The following is a 20,167-nucleotide window of genomic DNA, read 5'->3' as shown; positions in this document are numbered from 1 at the left end:
GGAGGCACGGCACATGACCGACACGCACGAACCAGGTGACCAGGCGGTCACCGCCACCGCCCCTGCGGACGCAGCCACGGGCCTCCCGGTCGACGACGTGGACTGGACCGCCCTGCGGACGGCAGCGACCGCCGCGATGCGGCGCGCCTACGCGCCGTACTCGTCGTTCCCGGTGGGCGCCGCGGCGCTCACCGACGACGGTCGGATCGTCTCCGGCTGCAACATCGAGAACGCGAGCTACGGGGTGACGCTCTGCGCCGAGTGCTCGCTCGTGTCGCAGCTGCACATGACCGGCGGCGGCAAGCTCGTCGCGTTCACGTGCGTCGACGGCGACGGCGCCACCCTGATGCCGTGCGGCCGCTGCCGCCAGCTGCTGTTCGAGCACTCGACCGAGGGCATGCTCCTCGAGACGGTCTCGGGCATCCGCACCATCGACGAGGTCCTGCCCGATGCGTTCGGGCCGCGCACCCTCGCCACCTACCAGCAGGAGCACTGATCCACATGGCCGTCGAGCCGTTCGACACCGTCGACCTCATCCGCACGAAGCGATCCGGTGGCGCTCTGAGCACCGCCGAAGTCGACTGGCTCGTGGACGCCTACACGCGCGGCTACGTCGAGGACCCGCAGATGGCCGCGATGGCGATGGCGATCTTCCTGAACGGGATGGAGCGGCGCGAGGTCAAGGACCTCACGCTCGCGATGATCGCGTCGGGGGAACGGATGTCGTTCGGGTCGCTCGGCAAGACGACCGTCGACAAGCACTCCACGGGCGGGGTCGGCGACAAGATCACGCTGCCGCTCGCACCGCTGGTGGCGTCGTTCGGTGTCGCGGTGCCGCAGCTGTCCGGTCGTGGCCTCGGGCACACCGGCGGGACGCTCGACAAGCTCGAGTCGATCCCCGGGTGGCAGGCCGCGCTGTCGAACGACCGGATGATGGAGATCCTGTCCGACGTCGGCGCGGTCATCTGCGCCGCTGGCTCGGGCCTGGCACCCGCCGACAAGAAGCTCTACGCGCTCCGCGACACCACCGGCACCGTCGAGTGCATCCCGCTCATCGCGTCGAGCATCATGTCGAAGAAGATCGCCGAGGGCACCGGTGCGCTCGTGCTCGACGTGAAGTTCGGGTCCGGGGCGTTCATGCCCACGTACGAGGCATCCCGTGAGCTCGCGCAGACGATGGTGGACCTCGGCAACGACGCCGGGGTGAAGACCTCGGCGCTGCTGACCGACATGGAGGTCCCGCTCGGACTGACCATCGGCAACGCGCTCGAGGTGCGGGAGTCGGTCGAGGTCCTGGAGGGCGGCGGTCCGGCCGACGTCGTGGAACTGACGGTCGCGCTCGCGACCGAGATGCTCACGCTCGCCGGACTGCCGGACGCCGACCCGGCCGCAGCGCTGGCCGACGGCCGGGCGATGGACACCTGGCGCCGGATGATCCAGGCGCAGGGCGGGGACCACTCCGCCGCGTTGCCGGTCGCCCGGGAGCAGCACGTCGTGACCGCGCCGTCGTCCGGTGTGCTCGCGCAGCAGGACGCCCTGCCGTTCGGTGTCTCGGCCTGGCGCCTCGGTGCCGGCCGCGCCCGAGCACAGGACCCGGTGCAGGCGGGTGCGGGCATCGAGCTGCACGTCAAGCCCGGTGACACCGTGACCGAGGGACAGCCGCTCTGGACGCTGCACACCGACGACGCGTCACGGATCCCGCGGGCGCTCGAGTCGCTCGAGGGTGCGTGGTCGATCGGCTCGTCCGACGCTGCGGCCGCTGCCCGCGGGCCGATCGTGCGGGAGCGCATCGGGTCCTGAACCCGGCCACCTGACGGACCGTCAGGCCTCCTGCACTGCTGTGGGGAGCCTCCAGTCCGTTCCGGTGTGTGTTGTGCACAGGTGCCTGCGCGCGGTCGGTGACCACCGATAGCCTGGTCGCATGAGCGCCGATGCCCCGACCTACCGCCTGCCCGACGCCGGAGCGGTCATCAACGACCTGCCGAAGGTCTCGTTGCACGACCACCTCGACGGCGGTCTGCGCCCCGCGACGATCGTCGAGCTGGCTGGTGCTTCGGGTGTGGCGCTGCCGACCACCGACCCCGAGGCACTCGGCCAGTGGTTCGCGGACCAGTCCAACTCCGGCTCGCTCGTCGAGTACCTCAAGACGTTCGACGTCACCACGTCGGTGATGCAGACCGCGCCGCAGCTGACGCGCGTCGCCCGCGAGTTCGTCGAGGACCTGGTCGCCGACGGCGTCGTCTACGGCGAGGTCCGGTGGGCCCCGGAACAGCACCTGCAGGGCGGGCTGACGCTCGACGAGACGGTCGAGGCCGTGCAGGCCGGCATCGAGGAAGCGGTCGACGCCGCCGGCGGGCGCATCCGTGTCGGCCAGCTCGTCACCGCGATGCGGCACGCCGACCGCTCGCTCGAGATCGCCGAGCTCGCCGTGCGGCACCGCGACGCCGGTGTCGTCGGCTTCGACATCGCCGGTGCCGAGGCCGGGTTCCCCGCCTCGAACCACCGCGCCGCGTTCGACCACCTCGCGTCCGAGCTCTTCCCCGTCACCGTGCACGCGGGCGAGGCCGACGGGCTCGCCTCCATCCGGTCCGCGCTCGTCGACGGCCGCGCGCTGCGGCTCGGGCACGGCGTCCGGATCTTCGAGGACGTCACGCTCTCCGACGCCGGTGACGGCTCGACGCTGGCCTCCCTCGGCGAGGTCGCGTCGTGGGTCCGCGACCGCGAGATCCCGCTCGAGGTGTCGCCGTCCTCCAACCTGCAGACGGGTGCGATCGCCGCCTGGGGCGACGACCTCGCCGACCATCCCTTCGACGTGCTCTACCAGCTCGGGTTCCGGGTCACGGTGAACACCGACAACCGCCTGATGAGCGGGACGTCGCTGTCGAAGGAGCTGGCACTGCTCGCGGGCACGTTCGGCTACGACCTCGACGACCTGGCAGCGTTCCAGATCAACGCCGCACTGGGCTCGTTCCTGCCGCTCGAGGACCGCGAGGAGATCATCGCCACCATCACCTCCGGGTACTCGGAGGCCTGACGCATGGGACTGCCGCCGCTGCCGGACGCCGCCGTGCTCCTCGGGGCCGCCGCGCCCACCTGGCGTGACGCGATGCGCCTGGCCGGTGGCGCGCTCGTCGCGTCCGGAGCCACGACCGACGAGTACACCGACGCCATGGTCGGCATGGTCGAGGAACACGGGCCGTACATCGTGATCTCCCCGGGACTGGCGTTCGCCCACGCCCGGCCGGGTGGCGCGGTCCTGCGCGACGGGCTCGCCGTCGTGACCCTGGCGTCGCCGGTGGCGTTCGGCCACCCGCACAACGACCCCGTCCGCGTGGTCCTCGGGCTCGCGGTCGCCGGGGTGGGGACGCACCTCGAGTCCATCGGCGAGATCGCGAACCTGTTCAACGACGAGACCGTCACGGGGCGGATCGCCGACGCGACGACGGCGGACGAGGTCCGCACGATCATGGGGGTGTCCGCGTGAAGATCGTGACCATCTGCGGTGCCGGCATCGGGTCGAGCGGCATCCTCAAGGTGAACGCCGAGAAGGCGCTGTCCGCACTCGGCCTGCAGGCATCGGTCGTCGCGGCCGACGTGGCCTCGGTGCGGGACGTGTCCGACGACGCCAACGTGATCCTCACCAGTCAGGAGTTCGTCGAGGCGATCGGTGACACCTACGCCGAGGTCATCGTCATCCGGAACCACTTCGACCAGGGCGAGATCACGGCGGCGGTGGACCGGGCGCTCGGCGAGCACTGATGTGGGTGCGGCGGCGGCCGATGCGGCGGCGCTGCGGCGGCGCTGCGGCGGGCGCTGCGGCGGGCGTCGGCCCTTTAGAGTTGGGGCATGAGCACCGAGAACCCGCTGAACGACCCCGCTGCCGACCCGTTCGAGGTCGCGCGCGACGCCGCTGCCGTCATCGCCGCGAAGTCCGGCATCGAGCGGCACGACATCGCCCTGACCCTCGGCTCGGGCTGGGGCAAGGCCGCCGACATCATCGGTGAGACCGTGTCCGAGATCCCGGCGGACCAGGTCCCCGGCTTCAGCGCCTCGGCCGTGCCCGGACACTCCGGCACGATCCGGTCGATTCGCCTCGCGGACGGCCGCCACGCGCTGGTCATCGGGGCCCGCACGCACTACTACGAGGGCCACGGCGTCCGCCGGGTCGTGCACAGCGTCCGCACCGCTGCGGCGACGGGTGCTTCGATCATGGTGCTGACGAACGGTGCCGGTGGCATCAAGGAGCACTGGACGCCCGGCACCCCAGTGCTCATCAGCGACCACATCAACCTGACCGCCGACAGCCCGCTCGAGGGTGCGACGTTCATCGACCTGACCGACCTGTACTCGGCCCGTCTGCGTGACGTGGCGCGGTCGGTCGACCCGTCCCTGGACGAGGGCGTCTACACGCAGTTCCGCGGCCCGCACTACGAGACCCCGGCCGAGGTGCAGATGGCGAAGACCATCGGAGGGCACATCGTCGGGATGTCCACCGCACTCGAGGCCATCGCCGCCCGTCAGGCGGGCATGGAGGTCCTCGGGTTCTCGCTCATCACGAACCTGGCGGCGGGCATCCAGAAGACGCCGCTGTCGCACACCGAGGTGCTCGAGGCCGGCAAGCAGGCCGAACCGGTGATCGCGGACCTCCTCGCCCGTGTGGTGACCGCGCTCGGACAGCCGGCCTCGTGAAGATCGACCTCGACCACGTGCTCGGGACCGCGCGGTCCTGGCTCGCGCAGGACCCCGATCCGGAGACCCGCGACGAGCTCGCGGCCGCGATCGACGCCGCCGCCGACGGTTCCGGTCCGGCCGTGCAGGCCCTCGCCGCACGGTTCGGGGGACGGCTGCAGTTCGGCACCGCCGGACTCCGCGCAGAGCTCGGCTCCGGGCCCCTCCGCATGAACCGGGTCGTCGTGACCCAGGCGGCCGCAGGGCTCGCACGCTTCCTGATCGACACCGGCCGGTCGCGCAGTGTCGTCATCGGCTACGACGGCCGCGTGAACTCCGACGTCTTCGCGCGCGACTCGGCCGAGGTGATGCGCGGTCTCGGGCTCGAGGTCACGCTGCTGCCGGGTGCCCTCCCCACACCGGTGCTCGCGTTCGCCGTCCGGCACCTCGACGTCGGCGCCGGGGTGATGGTCACCGCGAGCCACAACCCGCCCCGCGACAACGGGTACAAGGTCTACCTCGGTCAGGACGACGACGGGTCGCAGATCGTGCCGCCCGTCGACGGCGAGATCGCGGACGCCATCGATGCCGTCGCCGCAGGGTCGATCACGGACCTGCCCCGGGGCACCGACTACACCGTCGCCTCGTCCGAGCTGCTCGACGCCTACGTGGCCGCCACGGCGGAGACCGTCGCCCCGCCGGCACTCGGACCCGAAGCGCAGCCGAAGGTCGTCTACACGGCGATGCACGGTGTCGGGTGGGAGACCGCGCGTGCGGTGTTCGCCGCCGCCGGGTTCGCGGAGCCGGCCGTCGTGCCGGAGCAGATCGAGCCGGACGGGGCGTTCCCGACCGTGTCGTTCCCGAACCCCGAGGAACCCGGGGCGATGGACCTGGCGACAGCGCGCGGTGTCGCCGTCGGCGCCGACCTCGTCATCGCGAACGATCCCGACGCCGACCGGCTCGCGCTCGCGATCCCGGACGGGTCCGGTTCCTTCCGGAGGCTCTCGGGCAACGAGGTCGGCTGGTTGCTCGGATGGCGGGCTGCCGCTCGGGCGTCCGAGGCGGGGACGACCGGCACACTCGCTGCGTCGATCGTCTCGTCGCCGGCGCTGGCCCGTGTCGCCGCCCGCCACGGCCTGGAGTACCGGGACACCCTGACCGGCTTCAAGTGGGTCTCGCGGGTCCCCGGGCTGCTCTTCGGGTACGAGGAAGCGCTCGGCTACCTGGTGGACCCCGAGGTCGTGCGCGACAAGGACGGCATCTCCGCGGCGCTGTCGCTGCTGTCGTTGGCGTCGGACCTCGCCGCTGCCGGATCGTCGATCTCCGGGCAGCTCGACGCCTTCGCCGCCGAGTTCGGGGCGTTCGCGTCAGGGCAGGTCGCGACCCGCGTGGACGACCTGTCGCGCATCGGGGAGATCATGGCGTCGCTCCGATCCACGCCGCCGACGTCGCTCGGCGGGCTGGAGGTCCTCACCGTGACGGACTACGTCGACGGGGTCGAGGGCTTCCCGCCGTCGGACATCCTGCGCTACGACCTGACCGGCGACGCACGGGTGATCGTCCGGCCGAGCGGGACCGAACCCAAGGTCAAGGTCTACATCGACACGGTCGCGGAGACCCCCGCCGACGCGCAGCGGCTCGTCGACGCCCTGGCGAGCTCGGTCCGCCCCCTGGTGTCGTAGGGCGCCGCTCCGCCCGAACCAGGTTCCGGACACAGCACCGCGCATCTTCGCGGTGCTGTGTCCGTTCCGCAGTGTCGCGTAAGCCCGGTACCGCTCCACAACGGCAACGGGTCGGCTGGTTCTCCACAGCGACCGAGTGATCGAGCCGTGAGCGGCCGCCGGGACGCCACGCTGTCCCGATGGAACGCCTCACGCTCATGACGACTCCGGTGGACAGCGCAACGGCTCGCAGCATGCGGCGCAGAACGGAGCGGGGCGAGTTCCTCCGCATCGGCCACGGCGTGTCGACGCCCGCCCAGGCGTTCCGGGATGCGTCGGAAGCGACTCGTCACCGTGCCCGGATCGACGCCGTCCTCGCTGCCTCCCGTCCGGGGCTGATCGTGTCGCACGCGTCGGCCGTCGTCATGCACGGGCTGCCCTGGTTCGGGCCACTCCCGGATCGCGTGGCCCTCACCGACCCCACGCGCGACCGCGCGCAGCGCCTGCGGTTCAGCGACAAGGTGCCGGCGCGTGGTCGAGACGTGGCAACCGTGCTCATCGACGGGGTCGAGACGACGGACCTGGTGACCACGGCCATCGACGTTGCGCTCCGATATGACCGGGGCCATGCCCTGGTCGTCCTCGACGAGGTGCTCCGACGAGGGGCCGATCGTCACGACCTGCTGGCCGGACTCGAATCGCGACCGACACGCCGCGGCGCCCAGCGGGTCCGAGCGCTCCTCGAGCTCGCGGATGGTCGGATCGAGTCCGTCGGAGAGAGCCTCGCGCTGTTGGTGATGCACGATCTCGGGTTGCCACGGCCGGAGCTGCAACACGAATTCTCCGTCGACGGCCGATGCATCGCGCGGGTCGACTTCTGGTTCCCGGAGCAGGGGGTGGTCGTGGAGTTCGACGGACTCGTCAAGTACCGGGCCGGCGAGGTTCGCGGCGCGCGGACGGCAGAAGAAGTGGTGATCGCGGAGAAGTTCCGAGAGGACGCGGTACGTGCAGTCCCGGGGGTCCGCGGTCTCGCGAGGCTGATCTGGCGGGAAGTCCTTCCGGGAGGAGACGCTCCGTCCACGCTCCGGAGGTCCGGACTCCCGGTCCCACTGGCGAGCCGCACGACACCGACGTGGTGACGCACCGTGGAACGGACACAGCACCGTTTAGATGCAAGGTGCTGTGTCCGGAACCTGGTTCCGGGGGAGAGGTAGAACCCGGGCTACGCCAGCTCGAGCAGCACGTGGCCGGACGAGACCGTCTGGCCGACGGGGGCGTTCAGGCTCGTGACGACGCCGTCCTTGTGGGCCTGCACGGGCTGCTCCATCTTCATGGCCTCGAGCACGACGAGCAGGTCGCCCTTCACCACGGTGTCGCCCTCGGCGACCGCGAGCTTCACGACGGTGGCCTGCATCGGCGACGCGACGGACCCGCCGGACTTCGCGATGCCGCCCTTGACCGCCGACGAACGACGCTTCGGGGGAGCGGTGGGACCGGCCGGACGACGACCGGCAGCACCGACGGCGCCACCGCCGACGATCGACGGCATGGTGACCTCGATGCGCTTGCCCTGCACCTCGACCACGACGGAGTCGCGCGACGCCGGTGCCGGGAGCTCTTCGGGAGAGCCGCTCCACGCCGGGATCTCGTTCATGAAGTCGGTCTCGATCCACTGCGTGTACACGGAGAACGGCTCGTCGTCGGCGGTCGCGAACGCCGGGTCCGACACGACCGCGCGGTGGAAGGGGAGCACGGTCGGCAGGCCGGTCACCTCGAACTCGGCGAGTGCTCGCCGGGAACGCTCGAGCGCCTCGGCACGGGTGGCACCGGTGACGATGAGCTTCGCGAGCATCGAGTCGAACGAACCGGAGACGACGTCGCCGGACACGACGCCCGAATCGACACGCACACCGGGGCCGGACGGCGCGTTGAACGCGTGCACGGGGCCTGGCGCGGGGAAGAAGTTGCGGCCCGGGTCCTCGCCGTTGATGCGGAACTCGAACGAGTGGCCGCGCGCGACGGGGTCGGAGTAGTCGAGCACGCCGCCCTCGGCGATGCGGAACTGCTCACGCACGAGGTCGATGCCGGTGACCTCTTCGGAGACGCAGTGTTCGACCTGCAGACGGGTGTTGACCTCGAGGAACGACACGGTGCCGTCGGCCCCGATGAGGAACTCGCAGGTGCCGGCGCCGACGTAGCCGACCTCGCGCAGGATCGCCTTCGACGATTCGTACAGCCGTTCTTCCTGCGCGGACGTCAGGTACGGCGCGGGTGCTTCCTCGACGAGCTTCTGGTGGCGACGCTGCAGCGAGCAGTCGCGGGTGGAGACGACGACGACGTTGCCGTGCTCGTCGGCGAGGCACTGGGTCTCGACGTGGCGCGGCTTGTCGAGGTACTTCTCGACGAAGCACTCGCCCCGACCGAACGCCGCGATGGCTTCACGCGTCGCCGACTCGAACTGCGAGGCGACCTCCTCGCGCGTCCGTGCGACCTTCAGGCCGCGGCCACCGCCACCGAAGGCCGCCTTGATGGCGACCGGCAGGCCGACCTCGTCCGCGAACGCGATGACCTCGGAGGCGTCCTTGACGGGCTCGATGGTGCCGGGGGCGAGCGGCGCCCCGACCTTCTCGGCGACGTGGCGCGCGGAGACCTTGTCGCCGAGGCGCTCGATCGACTCCGGCGACGGGCCGATCCAGGTCAGCCCGGCGTCGATGACGGCGCGGGCGAAGTCGGCGTTCTCGGCCAGGAACCCGTAGCCCGGGTGCACGGCGTCCGCGCCGGAGCGGCGGGCCACCGAGATGATCTTGTCGATGACGAGGTAGGTGTCGGCGCTCGTGGTGCCGTTCAGCGCGTAGGCCTCGTCGGCGAGGCGTGCGTGGAGGGCGTCACGGTCCTGGTCGGCGTAGACCGCGACCGATGCCTTGCCTGCGTCGCGGGCCGCGCGGATGATGCGGACGGCGATCTCGCCGCGGTTCGCGATGAGGACCTTGCTGATACGGGGCATGAGACATCAGCGTATTCGTGCGACGGGGGGACGAATTGACTGGCACCCACAAAGAACCACCCCGAAGAGGTGCGGATGTCTACAGTGACCAGAGGTCGTGCCAGGCGATCCCGAAGCCCCGGAGCAGCATCGAGCGCAGCACCGGCAGGGACATCCCGATCACCGCGGACGGCGCCCCGTCGATCCGCGTGATGTACGCCGCCGCCCGCCCGTCGATGGTGAACGCCCCCGCGACCTCGAGCGGCTCGCCCGTCGCCACGTACGCGTCGATCTCGTCGGCGGACACGTCGTCGGCGAACGTCAGCACCGCGCTGTCCACGGCGACCACGCGGTCCCCGCCGGCGGCCAGGGCCGACCCGCCGGGCGCGACGTCCCCCAGCTCCGGCACGCCGGCAGGAGACGTCACCAGGCTGCGGACGGGAGGCACGGGGCGGGCCGCATCCGGGCCTCCCGTCCGCCCCGTTGCCGGGTCCAGGTCGCGGCGCCGGTCGACGACGCAGTGCCCACTCCACAACGTCCCGCCGCCGGCGGCGAGCATCTGCCGCCAGCGCTCCCGGGCCACGGCCGGGTCGTGCGGCTTGCCGTACAGGCGCCCGTCGACCTCGAAGGCGGAGTCGCCGCCGAACACGAAGCCGTCGACCGGCGAGCCGGCGACGTCGGCGTCCGCGACGGCCGACGCCTTGGCGACGGCGAGCAGCGACACGAGTTCCGGACCGGTCAGGTCGCGGCCGAGCCCGGCGGCCGCTGCCGCTGCTGCGGCGTCCTCGTCGACCCCGGGGGACACGAGCACGGGTTCGATCCCGGACTGGGCGAGGAGTGCTCGGCGGGCGGGGGATGTACTCGCGAGGTACAGACGCATGGGACCATCTCACCATGGGTGAATCCGTCGGAACGCTGCTCGAACTCGACGTCACCGGGATCGCCCACGGCGGCATCTCGGTGGCACGGCACGAAGGCCGGGTGGTCTTCGTCTCGGACGCGATCCCCGGGGAGCGCGTCGTCGCCCGGGTGACCGAGGACCGGAAGAAGTCGTTCTGGCGCGCCGACACGGTCAGCGTCGTCACGCCGAGCGAGCACCGCGTCGACCACGTCTGGGCCGAAGCCGCACTCGACCGCGACCCCGAGACGCGCCCGGGCGGTGCCGAGTTCGGCCACATCGCCCTCGCCCACCAGCGCACGCTGAAGCACGACGTGCTCGTCGACTCGTTCTCGCGGTTCGCGCACACGGACCTGGCGTCGGTGCTCGGCTCGGACGTCGTCGTCGAGGCCGCGCCCGGTGACGACGCGGCGAACGGCCTCGGTTGGCGCACCCGGGTCCGGTTGCACGTCGACGAGCACGGCACCGCCGGTCCGTTCGCGGCCCGTTCGCACTCCGTCATCCCGGTCACCAGCCTGCCGCTCGCGAACGACGCCGTGCAGCAGAGCGCACCGCTCGGTCGTGGGGTGATGCCCGGTTCGTCGGTCATCGACGTGCTCGCGCCGAGCGGCTCCGAGGGCGCCCGGCTCGTCATCGACGAGCAGAAGCCCACCGTGGTGACCGAGGTCGTGGGGGAGCGCACCTTCGAGGTGGACGACAACGGCTTCTGGCAGGTGCACCGTGCCGCAGCGTCGGTGCTCACCGAGGCCGTGCAGGACCTGGTCGACCGCGACCGGCTCGACCCCGAGGGCACCCACCTGGACCTGTACGGCGGCGTCGGCCTGCTGGCCGCCGCACTCGGCGACCTCGTCGGACCGAAGGCGCGCATCACGAGCGTCGAGAGTGCCGCGCGCGCGACCGAGCACGCGCAGGAGAACCTCGCCGAGTGGCTCGGCGCCCGTGCCGAGACCGGGCGGGTCGACCGCTGGCTCGCGAACACGGTGGCGACCGCCGCGCGCGCCGAGAAGGACCGGTTCCGCGCCGGCACGATCGTCCTCGACCCGCCGCGCGCCGGAGCCGGTCGGCAGGTCGTCGAGCAGATCGCGGCCCTGCAGCCGTCGCAGGTCGTGTACGTCGCCTGCGACCCCGTCGCGCTCGCCCGCGACGTCGCCACGTTCGCCGACCTGGGGTACAAGCTCGAGGCGCTGCGGGCGTTCGACCTGTTCCCCCACACCCACCACCTGGAGGCCGTGGCGCGCCTGACGCCCGCGCGCTGACCGGGATCCACGCGGTTTCGTCCGCGTGGCGCGCCTCGTTTCCCCGGACCTGAGTCCAGCCTGGGTATCCTGGGCGCTGATGGCGAACCGGTTTCAGGGGCCGGGGACGCGCATCGGAACGAGAGGCCACAGTGGGAGCAGGAACGACAACCGCAGCCGAGACGACGGGCGCGGCCACCAGGCCGGTCCGGGTCGCGATCGTGGACGACCACGAGTCCGTGCGGCTCGGGATCCAGGCGGCGTGCCAGAACGAGGGCTTCGAGGTGGTGCTCACCGCCGCGAGCGTGCCCGAGTACGTCCAGAACCTCGACGGGCGTGAGGTCGACGTCGTCGTCCTCGACCTGTCCCTCGGTGACGGTTCGACCGTGACCGAGAACGTCAAGGGTGTGCAGGGGACCGGCTCCGCCGTGCTCGTGCACTCCATCGCGGACCGCGTCGCCAACGTCCGCGAAGCACTCGCAGCAGGGGCTGCCGGTGTCATCCCGAAGTCGTCCGCCACGAAGACGGTGATGGCTGCGGTCGCCACCGTCGCCCGCGGGGACGTGCTGAACAACCTCGAGTGGGCGAGCGCCATCGACGCCGACCGGGACTTCGCGAAGGCCCAGCTCGGCCGGCGCGAGCGCGAGATCCTGCATCTGTACGCCTCGGGCCTGCCGCTCAAGCTGGCGGCGCAGCAGCTCGGCATCGGGTACTCCACGGCGCGCGAGTACCTCGACCGCATCCGCGTGAAGTACGTCGAGGTCGGTCGCCCGGCCCCGACGAAGGTCGACCTGCTGCGACGGGCGGTCGAGGACGGCATCCTCCCCGGGCTCGACTCGGGCATCGACCCCGACGGCGACGGTCGCTGAACCCGATGGTGAGCGCGGCTGAGCCGGCGTCGCGCCGGGGGACCGGCAGGCGCTCCGGCCGCGGGTCGGGCGGCGCTGGTGCGGCGTCGAGCCAGGCCGGTGGCGACCCGGTCGGCTTCGGGGACGGTGCGCCCTTCGGCGCCGACCCGTCGCGCAGCGTCCGCGCGTCGATCACGCAGGCATCGGTGGAGCGTGCCTTCGCGATCCTGCTGGCGATGACCGCGGTCGGCCTCGGCGTCGTCGACACCCCGGCGGTCCTCGCTCAGTTGCCGTACCTCGACCCGTTCTGGGGTCCGCTCGTCGCGATCGCACTCGGGGCGTCGTTCGTCCTGGTCGGGGTGTCGGCGTTCGTGCCGCGGATCGCCCAGCTCGCGCAGATCCTGTGCGCGCTCCTCTTCCTGGTCGCGCTGACGACGTGGCCGCTCACGGTGCAGGAGTCGATCCCGTCCACGCAGCAGCCGTGGCCGTGGTGGTTCTGCACCGTCGGCTCGACCGCTGCGGCGATGGGCTTCGCCACGTGGCGGGCCACGATCTACACCGCACTCGTGCCGGCGGTCTACGTGGTCCTCCGGCTCACCCCGGTCGGCGGTGACGCCGGGCTCGTCCGCGCACTGCTCGACGGCGTGTACACGGCGCTGCTCAGCGGTGCGGTGCTCGTCATCGCGGTGGTCCTGCGCCGGGCCGCCTCGTCCGTCGACACGGCGCAGTCCACCGCGGTCCGCCGCTACTCGCTCGCGATCCGTGAGCACGCGGTCGAGGTCGAGCGCGTGCAGGTCGACGCGATCGTGCACGACAGCGTGCTGACGACGCTGCTCTCCGCTGCCCGGGCCGACACGCTCGAGGCGAAGACCCTCGCCGCGCGCATGGCGCGGAACGCCATCGACCACCTCGAGGCCGCGGCGGCCGACGGCCCGGACGACGACACCCCGGTCTCGCTCGCCGACCTCCGCGCTCGCATCGGCGAGGCGATCGGTGCCCTCGCGGCGCCCGTCCGGCTCGTGCCCGCCCCGTCCGGCCCGGTCCGGCTGCCGGCCTCGGTCGCCGACGCACTGGCCTCGGCGGCGCTGCAGGCCGCCGTGAACAGCGTCCAGCACGCCGGTGGGCCCGAGGTCACCCGGTGGGTGCGCGTCGAGCAGCACGACGACGGCGTGCACGTCGAGGTCGGTGACGACGGCCGCGGGTTCGACGTCGCGACGATCCCGTCCGAACGACTCGGGGTGCGGCGTTCGATCATCGAGCGGGTCGCGGCCGTCGACGGCCGCGCCGAGGTGCACACCGCCCCGGGCGAGGGCACGCGCATCGAGCTGACCTGGTCGCCTCCCACGCCGTCCGCGCCCTCGACGACCGGAGCCGCCGCATGAAGGTCTCCCTCCCCGCGAGCATCGCGATCGGCCTGGCGTCGCTGTTCTCCGTGTACCACCTGGTCCTCGCCGTCGCGTCACTGCAGCGCGTGCACGACGTCGGACCCGTCATCGCCTGCATGGTCCTCTACGCGGCGGCCACCGGCGCCGCACTCTTCGTGCCCGGCAAGGTCCTGCCGGTCTGGACGGCGTGCTTCTCGCTCGCCACCGCGGTCGTGATGCCGCTCGTCGCGGCCCCGGTCGTCGACCTGGCGAACGGTCCGGGGACCGCCACGTGGTGGATCGCCGCCGTCGGCACGCTGATGGTCGTCCTGGTCGTCCGCGGCCGTGGCCCGTTCGCGTGGGCCGGGGTGCTCTTCCTGGCGGTCTACACCGTGGCGTGGGCCGGTCTCGACGCACTCGGAGCGCTCGGTGTGCTCGGCAGCGTGGCCTGGGTCGCGATCGCCACGGTGTTCGCCGTGGCGATGAACCGGGCGATCCGGAACACCCGCGAGCTCGTCCGTGCGGAGCAGGAGACCGCCGACTGGCAGGCGGCGCAGGACGCCCACGTCTTCGAGCGGCAGTTCCGCCTGAGCCAGACCACACGGATGGCCCTGCCGATGCTGCAGCGGATCATCGACTCGTGCGGCGACCTGGACGACGCCGACCGGGCCGAGTGCCTGCACCTCGAACAGGCCATCCGTGACGAGATCCGCGGCCGTTCCCTGCTGTCCGAGGACGTCCGCGACGAGGTCATGCGCCTGCGTCGTCGGGGTGCGACGGTGCAGCTGCACGACGACGGCGGCCTCGACGAGCTCGAGGTCGACGACGTGCGCCGCATCCACGCCCGCATCGCCGAGGCCCTCCGACAGGCCCGCGAGGCCGACAACGTCATCGTCCGTACCGTCAGCGAGGGGTCCGACTCCGCGGTGACCGTCGTCGGGCTCAAGCTCGACACGGCGGCGAGCGAGTCCGCCGCCCTCGGAGCCGGCATGGAGGACGACGACGGCGACGAGGACGACTCCGTGGCCCTCTGGCTCGAGATCCCGCGGCACGAGCCCGCCTGAGGCGCGTTGCGCCGACCCACGCGTGGTCGTGCGCGGCGTGGGCGCGGCGTCGTGCGCGGCGGGACGGAAGCGACAAGGTCGACGTCGTACGACATCGAGGGTGTCGCTCGTGCGCGCGCGCACCTGTTGTGTCCGCGTGCGAACGACGTCCTCGACGTCGTACGACGTCGAGGACGTCGTTCCGGGTCCGTGGGACGCGCGCGCGGCGGTGGACGGGACACGTGCCGGCCGGGAGGCCCGTGGCGCCGCCGCCACGGGCCTCCCGGCCGCGCCGTCGCACGCCGGGCTGGCGCCGACGGCTGACGCGACAACACGGACGTCGTACGACGTCGGGAGTGTCGCTCGTGCGCGCGTGCAACTGGTGCAGGCGCCGGGGGACGACACTGTGGACGTCGTACGACGTCGAGGATGTCGTTCCACATCGACGACCGACGACCAGACCGACGCGAACGCCCCCGGAAACGGGGAACGGGCCGGTCGTATCCGACCGGCCCGTTCACGACCCGAGGCTGAGCGACAACCCGAATGTCGCCCTGCCTCGCAGCGGGCGGTGGCGTCGTACCCTAGTCGGCCACCGACCTGCGATGTTCTTCGTTGAAGGACACCGAACACCAGTAACTATGCCAACCCACACCCCTCGTGTCAGTCGTCATTATGGGGGACAAAATCGGCACTTCCGGTCCCCTTGAGCGATTCGTGTCCCCCGTGCGAGGGGATACCGACCGGGAAGTGCAGCCTGCAACGGCAACCGACACGGGGACACCAGGGGTACAGCGAGGTCAGCGGAGGTCAGCGGAGCGAACGGCCCCAGGCACCGGGGCCGTGGTCGAGCGGACGACGCAGACCGCGGGTCGACGCCTGCCACCCGGTGCGCGGCTCGTCGACGACCTCGGCGCGCCCGGCCGCTGCGGCCTCGTCGGCCTGGCGTTGCAGCACGGCGACGACCGCTGCGAGCTCCTCGGGGGTGGGCTCGCCGGAGACCACCCGGACGTCGGCCACCGATGCCGGCTCGTCCGTGGGGACCGGAGCTGCGTGACGGCCCATCAGAGGGGGATGTTCCCGTGCTTCTTGGGCGGCAGCGTGGCGCGCTTGCCACGCAGTGCGCGCAGGGCCTTGATGACCGAGACGCGGGTGGCGTGCGGCTGGATGATCCCGTCGAGCTCACCGCGCTCGGCCGCCAGGTACGGCGACGCGACGTTGTAGGTGTACTCGTTCGCGAGCTTCGTGCGGACCGCTGCGACGTCCTCGCCGGACTCCTCGGCGCGCTTGATCTCGGCGCGGTACAGGATGTTGACGGCGCCCTGTCCGCCCATGACGGCGATCTCGGCGGTCGGCCAGGCCAGGTTGATGTCGGCGCCGAGCTGCTTCGACCCCATCACGATGTACGCGCCGCCGTAGGCCTTGCGCGTGATCACGGTGACGAGCGGGACGGTGGCCTCGGCGTAGGCGTACAGGAGCTTCGCGCCGCGGCGGATGACCCCGGTCCACTCCTGGTCGGTGCCGGGCAGGTAGCCGGGGACGTCGACCAGGGTCAGGATCGGGATGCCGAACGCGTCGCAGAACCGCACGAAGCGGGCCGCCTTCTCGCCGGCGTCGATGTTCAGCGTGCCGGCCATGGCCTGCGGCTGGTTCGCGATGATGCCGACGGTCCGGCCCTCGACGCGGCCGAAGCCGATCAGGATGTTCGGCGCGAACAGCGGCTGGACCTCGAGGAACTCGCCGTCGTCTACGATGTGCTCGATGATCGTGGTGACGTCGTACGGCTGGTTCGTCGAGTCGGGGATGACGAGGTCGAGCTCGTGGTCGGCGTCGGTGGTCTCGAGCTCCGGGGCGACGTCGTAGGCGGGGGCGTCGGACAGGTTGTTGTCCGGCAGGAACCCGATGAGCGAGCGCGCGTAGTCGAGCGCGTCGGTCTCGTCCTCGGCCAGGTAGTGGGCGACGCCGGAGACCGCGTTGTGGGTCTGCGCGCCACCGAGCTCCTCGAAGCCGACGTCCTCGCCCGTGACGGTCTTGATGACGTCGGGGCCGGTGACGAACATGTGGCTGGTCTTGTCGACCATGATGACGAAGTCGGTGAGCGCGGGGGAGTACACCGCACCGCCGGCTGCCGGGCCCATCACGATGGACAGCTGCGGGATGACACCAGACGCCTGGGTGTTGAGGCGGAAGATCTCGCCGTACTTGCCGAGCGCGACCACGCCCTCCTGGATCCGGGCGCCGCCGGAGTCGAGGATGCCGATGATCGGCACGCCGGTCTTCAGCGCGTGCTGCATGACCTTGATGATCTTCTCGCCGGCGACCTCGCCGAGCGACCCGCCGAAGACGGTGAAGTCCTGGGCGTACACGGCGACGTTGCGGCCGTGGATCGTGCCGACGCCGGTGACGACCGCGTCGCCGTAGGGGCGCTTGGCGTCCATGCCGAACGAGGTGGTGCGGTGGCGGACGAACTCGTCGAACTCCACGAAGGAGTTCTCGTCGAGCAGCTGCTCGATGCGTTCGCGCGCGGTGCCCTTGCCCTTGGCGTGCTGCTTGGCGATCGCGGACTCGCCCGCGGCGGTCACGGCCTCGTGGTACCGCTCACGGAGGTCGGCCAGCCGGCCGGCCGTCGTCGAGAGATCGGGGGTGTCTCCTGAAGTCACCCGCTCACCCTACCGGCGGCGGGGTCGGGGCCGGTTGGAGGACCCCCACGGTTCCTGCCCGTACATTTGCGTGCATGTCCACATCCCCGTCGCCGTCGTTCCCCGTCACCAGCGAGGCGGTCCGGTCGGCGGGCGCGACCCTGACCGTCCCCGACGAGACCGGCTCGACGAACGCCGACCTGCTCGCCGCGGCACCCGCGCAGCAGCACGGCAGCGTGGTCGCGACGCTCCACCAGACCTCGGGTCGTGGGCGTCTGGACCGCACCTGGAGTGCCCCGGCCGGCGAAGCGTTGGCCGCGAGCCTGCTCGTGCGCGCCGACCTCGCGGACCAGGACCGCGGCTGGCTGCCCCTGGTCGCCGGAGCCGCCATGCGCGACGCGATCGCCCGGGTGCTGCCCGCCGGCGCCGACGTCGCCGTCAAGTGGCCGAACGACGTCCAGGTCGCCGGCGACAAGGTGTGCGGCATCCTCTGCCAGGTCGCGTCCGACGGCAGCGTCGTCGTCGGCGCCGGCGTGAACCTCACGATCCCCGCCGACCGTCTGCCCACCCCGACGTCGACGTCGCTGCGCGTCGCCGGCGCGGTCGACGACGCTCCCGCCCTGGCCGACGCGGTCCTGTCCGCCTTCCGGGCCGCCGTCCTGGAGGCCGTGGCCGCCCTGGTCACGGGTGGTCCCGCCGCCGAGACGGTCCGGTCCCACGTCCGTGCCGCGTGCGGCACGATCGGTCGCCGCATCCGCCTCGAGCTGCCCGACGGCTCCGTCGAGGAAGCGGACGCCACCGGCATCGACGACGAGGGCCGCATCACGATCCGGGATCGAGCGGGCGCCTCCAGGGGCGTCGCCGTGGGGGACATCACCCACCTGCGGTATGCATGACGGCATGACCGCCGAGCCGCCGCCCGAACGCGTCGTCGCTCGCCTGCGACCACACGCTCGTCGACTCGTGCGCCCGGCGGTGTTCGTCGTGCTGGTCATGGTCGCCGGCGGGTTCGGGTTCGGCGTGTTCCAGGCGCAGCTGGCATGGCTGAACGCCGTCGTCGCCGCACTCGTCGTGGTGCTCGTGGTGTTCGGCGGTGCCGTGCCGCTGTTCCGGTGGATGTCCGAGCGGTACGTCGTCACGACCCGGCGGCTCGTGGTCGTGCATGGGCTCGGTACACGGACCCGGCGCGAGCTCCTGCACTCCCGCGGGTACGACGTGACGGTGCGCCGGCGCGGGCTCCAGGGGGTGTTCCGCTCCGGTGACGTCCTGGTGTTCCCGGGCGACGACCCCGCCGTGGTGCTCGCCGACGTGCCGCACGCCGACCTGGTGGTGGCCGTCCTGCACGACCTGGTCGAGGCCCACGAGGCCCGACGGCGCCACCGCGAGCCGGACTGGGACGAGATCGTCGGCGGCCCGGACCGACCGCCGTGGGGCGACGTCCGAGCCTGACGCCGCCGCGACACCCTGGGCGCTGCGGTGCTGGAACTCCCACGAGAAACCGGTACCTTCTTCGTCGTGCGTATCTCTGTCATCGGCTGCGGGTACCTCGGTGCCGTGCACGCCGCCTCCATGGCCAAGCTCGGACACGAGGTCGTCGCCGTCGACGTCGACCCGACGAAGATCGAGCGGCTCGCCGCCGGCGAGGCCCCCTTCTTCGAGCCCGGACTCCCGGAGATCCTGACCGAGGCGCTCGCCTCCGGCCGGATCCGCTTCACCACCGACATGGCCGAGGTCGCCGGTGCCCGCGTGCACTTCCTCGCTGTCGGGACGCCCCAGAGCCCGACGGGTGCCGCGGACCTGACCTACGTCGACGCCGCTGTCGCCGCGCTCACCCCGTACCTGTCCGCTGGCGAGTTCGTCGTCGGCAAGTCGACCGTCCCGGTCGGCACCGCTGCGCGCCTCGCCGCCGAGGTGTCCGAGGCCGTGCCCGGGGCGACGCTCGTCTGGAACCCCGAGTTCCTCCGCGAGGGCTTCGCCGTGCAGGACACCATCAGCCCGGACCGCTTCGTCTACGGCGTCCCGGACGGTGACGCCGGACAGGCCGCCGTCGACGCCCTCGACGAGGTCTACGCCGAGGCGCTCTCCACCGGCACGCCCCGACTCGTCGTCAACCTGCCCACCGCCGAGCTCGTCAAGATCAGCGCGAACGCGTTCCTCGCCACGAAGATCTCGTTCATCAACTCGATGGCCGAGATCGCCGAGGTCGCCGGTGCCGACGTCACCGCGCTCGCCGACGCCATCGGCCACGACGCCCGCATCGGCCGCAAGTTCCTGAACGCCGGCCTCGGCTTCGGTGGCGGCTGCCTGCCGAAGGACATCCGCGCGTTCCAGGCCCGGGCGAACGAGCTCGGCGTCGGGGAGTCCCTCGCGTTCCTGGCCGACGTCGACGCCACGAACCTGCGTCGTCGTGCGCACGTCGTCGAGCTCGCGCAGGAGCTGCTCGGCGGGGTCGTCACCGGCAAGCGCGTCGCGGTGCTCGGTCTGGCCTTCAAGCCGAACTCGGACGACGTCCGTGACTCGCCGGCCCTCGACATCGCCGCACGCCTGCACGAGCTCGGCGCCACGGTGTCCGCCTACGACCCCGAGGCCGTCGTCACCGCCCGTCGCGTGCACCCGGAGCTCGACTTCGTCGAGACCGCGGCGGACGCGCTGTCCGGCGCCGACCTGGTCCTCGTGCTGACCGAGTGGACGGAGTTCCGCGAGCTCGACGCGACCACGGCGGCGTCCTTGGTGTCGAGCCCGGTCGTCATCGACGGCCGTAACTGCCTCGACCGCGACGCGTGGACCGCCGCCGGCTTCACGTACCGCGGCATGGGACGCTGACGTCG

At 71.9% G+C, this 20,167-nt stretch carries 19 protein-coding genes; 15 read left to right on the top strand and 4 right to left on the bottom strand.

Annotated features, from left to right (window positions below):
• Positions 1 to 13: 13 nt before the first annotated feature.
• From ACVKXF_RS01590 to ACVKXF_RS01555, 8 genes are all read left to right on the top strand, one after another.
• Complete coding sequence (locus ACVKXF_RS01590) at positions 14 to 496, top strand: cytidine deaminase (RefSeq protein ID WP_123313758.1); 483 nt, start codon at positions 14 to 16, stop codon at positions 494 to 496.
• 5 nt (positions 497 to 501) lie between these two features.
• A complete protein-coding gene (locus ACVKXF_RS01585) occupies positions 502 to 1,800 on the top strand; it encodes a thymidine phosphorylase (RefSeq protein WP_456794641.1) in 1,299 nt (432 codons plus the stop codon).
• 121 nt (positions 1,801 to 1,921) lie between these two features.
• Entirely contained in the window at positions 1,922 to 3,034 is a 1,113-nt protein-coding gene (locus ACVKXF_RS01580) for an adenosine deaminase (RefSeq protein WP_340195683.1), read from the top strand.
• 3 nt (positions 3,035 to 3,037) lie between these two features.
• Positions 3,038 to 3,484: a PTS sugar transporter subunit IIA gene (locus tag ACVKXF_RS01575; protein WP_396288865.1), complete on the top strand. Its 447-nt coding sequence runs from the start codon at positions 3,038 to 3,040 to the stop codon at positions 3,482 to 3,484.
• Entirely contained in the window at positions 3,481 to 3,759 is a 279-nt protein-coding gene (locus ACVKXF_RS01570; protein WP_123292189.1) for a PTS sugar transporter subunit IIB, read from the top strand. Before ACVKXF_RS01575 ends, ACVKXF_RS01570 begins: the two co-directional genes overlap by 4 nt.
• An 87-nt stretch (positions 3,760 to 3,846) precedes the next feature.
• Entirely contained in the window at positions 3,847 to 4,689 is an 843-nt protein-coding gene (locus ACVKXF_RS01565; RefSeq protein WP_123313754.1) for a purine-nucleoside phosphorylase, read from the top strand.
• On the top strand, positions 4,686 to 6,350 hold the full coding sequence (locus ACVKXF_RS01560) for a phospho-sugar mutase (RefSeq protein WP_456794640.1): 1,665 nt from the start codon (positions 4,686 to 4,688) through the stop codon (positions 6,348 to 6,350). Before ACVKXF_RS01565 ends, ACVKXF_RS01560 begins: the two co-directional genes overlap by 4 nt.
• A gap of 443 nt (positions 6,351 to 6,793) precedes the next feature.
• A complete protein-coding gene (locus tag ACVKXF_RS01555; RefSeq protein ID WP_456794639.1) occupies positions 6,794 to 7,468 on the top strand; it encodes a hypothetical protein in 675 nt (224 codons plus the stop codon).
• A gap of 83 nt (positions 7,469 to 7,551) precedes the next feature.
• On the opposite strand, the gene ACVKXF_RS01550 is transcribed toward ACVKXF_RS01555, so the two are convergent.
• Positions 7,552 to 9,333: an acetyl/propionyl/methylcrotonyl-CoA carboxylase subunit alpha gene (locus ACVKXF_RS01550; RefSeq protein ID WP_456794638.1), complete on the bottom strand. Its 1,782-nt coding sequence runs from the start codon at positions 9,331 to 9,333 to the stop codon at positions 7,552 to 7,554.
• Between the two features lie 79 nt (positions 9,334 to 9,412).
• Entirely contained in the window at positions 9,413 to 10,192 is a 780-nt protein-coding gene (locus ACVKXF_RS01545) for a Maf family protein (protein ID WP_456794637.1), read from the bottom strand.
• A 14-nt stretch (positions 10,193 to 10,206) separates the two neighbouring features.
• Here ACVKXF_RS01545 and ACVKXF_RS01540 point away from each other — a divergent pair, with 14 nt between their 5' ends.
• From ACVKXF_RS01540 to ACVKXF_RS01525, 4 genes are all read left to right on the top strand, one after another.
• Complete coding sequence (locus ACVKXF_RS01540) at positions 10,207 to 11,466, top strand: class I SAM-dependent RNA methyltransferase (RefSeq protein WP_456794636.1); 1,260 nt, start codon at positions 10,207 to 10,209, stop codon at positions 11,464 to 11,466.
• A 131-nt stretch (positions 11,467 to 11,597) separates the two neighbouring features.
• Entirely contained in the window at positions 11,598 to 12,314 is a 717-nt protein-coding gene (locus ACVKXF_RS01535) for a response regulator transcription factor (RefSeq protein WP_123313748.1), read from the top strand.
• A gap of 5 nt (positions 12,315 to 12,319) precedes the next feature.
• On the top strand, positions 12,320 to 13,675 hold the full coding sequence (locus ACVKXF_RS01530; RefSeq protein ID WP_456794635.1) for a sensor histidine kinase: 1,356 nt from the start codon (positions 12,320 to 12,322) through the stop codon (positions 13,673 to 13,675).
• Positions 13,672 to 14,721 carry a hypothetical protein gene (locus ACVKXF_RS01525; RefSeq protein WP_340195674.1) on the top strand — a complete coding sequence of 350 codons (1,050 nt, stop codon included), beginning with the start codon at positions 13,672 to 13,674 and terminating at the stop codon, positions 14,719 to 14,721. Before ACVKXF_RS01530 ends, ACVKXF_RS01525 begins: the two co-directional genes overlap by 4 nt.
• 789 nt (positions 14,722 to 15,510) lie before the next feature.
• On the opposite strand, the gene ACVKXF_RS01520 is transcribed toward ACVKXF_RS01525, so the two are convergent.
• Positions 15,511 to 15,765, bottom strand: coding sequence for an acyl-CoA carboxylase subunit epsilon (locus ACVKXF_RS01520; RefSeq protein ID WP_456794634.1), 255 nt, complete (start codon positions 15,763 to 15,765; stop codon positions 15,511 to 15,513).
• The gene (locus ACVKXF_RS01515; protein WP_456794633.1) at positions 15,765 to 17,360 is read right to left on the bottom strand and encodes an acyl-CoA carboxylase subunit beta; all 1,596 of its coding nucleotides are present in this window, start codon (positions 17,358 to 17,360) and stop codon (positions 15,765 to 15,767) included. The genes ACVKXF_RS01520 and ACVKXF_RS01515 overlap by 1 nt, the downstream gene beginning before the upstream one ends.
• A gap of 74 nt (positions 17,361 to 17,434) precedes the next feature.
• Here ACVKXF_RS01515 and ACVKXF_RS01510 point away from each other — a divergent pair, with 74 nt between their 5' ends.
• From ACVKXF_RS01510 to ACVKXF_RS01500, 3 genes are all read left to right on the top strand, one after another.
• Positions 17,435 to 18,235 (top strand): biotin--[acetyl-CoA-carboxylase] ligase, encoded by an 801-nt coding sequence (locus tag ACVKXF_RS01510; protein ID WP_456794632.1) that lies wholly within the window; start codon positions 17,435 to 17,437, stop codon positions 18,233 to 18,235.
• 4 nt (positions 18,236 to 18,239) lie between these two features.
• Positions 18,240 to 18,788 carry a PH domain-containing protein gene (locus ACVKXF_RS01505; protein WP_340195671.1) on the top strand — a complete coding sequence of 183 codons (549 nt, stop codon included), beginning with the start codon at positions 18,240 to 18,242 and terminating at the stop codon, positions 18,786 to 18,788.
• A 66-nt stretch (positions 18,789 to 18,854) separates the two neighbouring features.
• Positions 18,855 to 20,162 (top strand): UDP-glucose dehydrogenase family protein, encoded by a 1,308-nt coding sequence (locus ACVKXF_RS01500; RefSeq protein ID WP_396288855.1) that lies wholly within the window; start codon positions 18,855 to 18,857, stop codon positions 20,160 to 20,162.
• The last annotated feature ends 5 nt before the right edge of the window (positions 20,163 to 20,167 follow it).

Source organism: Curtobacterium sp. PvP017 (assembly GCF_054060195.1).
The sequence above is the reverse complement of the archived record's forward strand: the minus strand, read 5'-3'. Positions and strand labels throughout refer to the sequence as shown.

Excerpts from the sequence above, each read along its gene's own strand:
- ACVKXF_RS01590 (WP_123313758.1), top strand. The coding sequence starts at position 14 with ATGACCGACACGCACGAACCAGGTGACCAGGCGGTCACCGCCACCGCC.
- ACVKXF_RS01585 (WP_456794641.1), top strand. The coding sequence starts at position 502 with ATGGCCGTCGAGCCGTTCGACACCGTCGACCTCATCCGCACGAAGCGA.
- ACVKXF_RS01580 (WP_340195683.1), top strand. The coding sequence starts at position 1,922 with ATGAGCGCCGATGCCCCGACCTACCGCCTGCCCGACGCCGGAGCGGTC.
- ACVKXF_RS01575 (WP_396288865.1), top strand. The coding sequence starts at position 3,038 with ATGGGACTGCCGCCGCTGCCGGACGCCGCCGTGCTCCTCGGGGCCGCC.
- ACVKXF_RS01565 (WP_123313754.1), top strand. The coding sequence starts at position 3,847 with ATGAGCACCGAGAACCCGCTGAACGACCCCGCTGCCGACCCGTTCGAG.
- ACVKXF_RS01550 (WP_456794638.1), bottom strand. The coding sequence starts at position 9,333 with ATGCCCCGTATCAGCAAGGTCCTCATCGCGAACCGCGGCGAGATCGCC.
- ACVKXF_RS01545 (WP_456794637.1), bottom strand. The coding sequence starts at position 10,192 with ATGCGTCTGTACCTCGCGAGTACATCCCCCGCCCGCCGAGCACTCCTC.
- ACVKXF_RS01540 (WP_456794636.1), top strand. The coding sequence starts at position 10,207 with ATGGGTGAATCCGTCGGAACGCTGCTCGAACTCGACGTCACCGGGATC.
- ACVKXF_RS01530 (WP_456794635.1), top strand. The coding sequence starts at position 12,320 with ATGGTGAGCGCGGCTGAGCCGGCGTCGCGCCGGGGGACCGGCAGGCGC.
- ACVKXF_RS01525 (WP_340195674.1), top strand. The coding sequence starts at position 13,672 with ATGAAGGTCTCCCTCCCCGCGAGCATCGCGATCGGCCTGGCGTCGCTG.
- ACVKXF_RS01520 (WP_456794634.1), bottom strand. The coding sequence starts at position 15,765 with ATGGGCCGTCACGCAGCTCCGGTCCCCACGGACGAGCCGGCATCGGTG.
- ACVKXF_RS01510 (WP_456794632.1), top strand. The coding sequence starts at position 17,435 with ATGTCCACATCCCCGTCGCCGTCGTTCCCCGTCACCAGCGAGGCGGTC.
- ACVKXF_RS01505 (WP_340195671.1), top strand. The coding sequence starts at position 18,240 with ATGACCGCCGAGCCGCCGCCCGAACGCGTCGTCGCTCGCCTGCGACCA.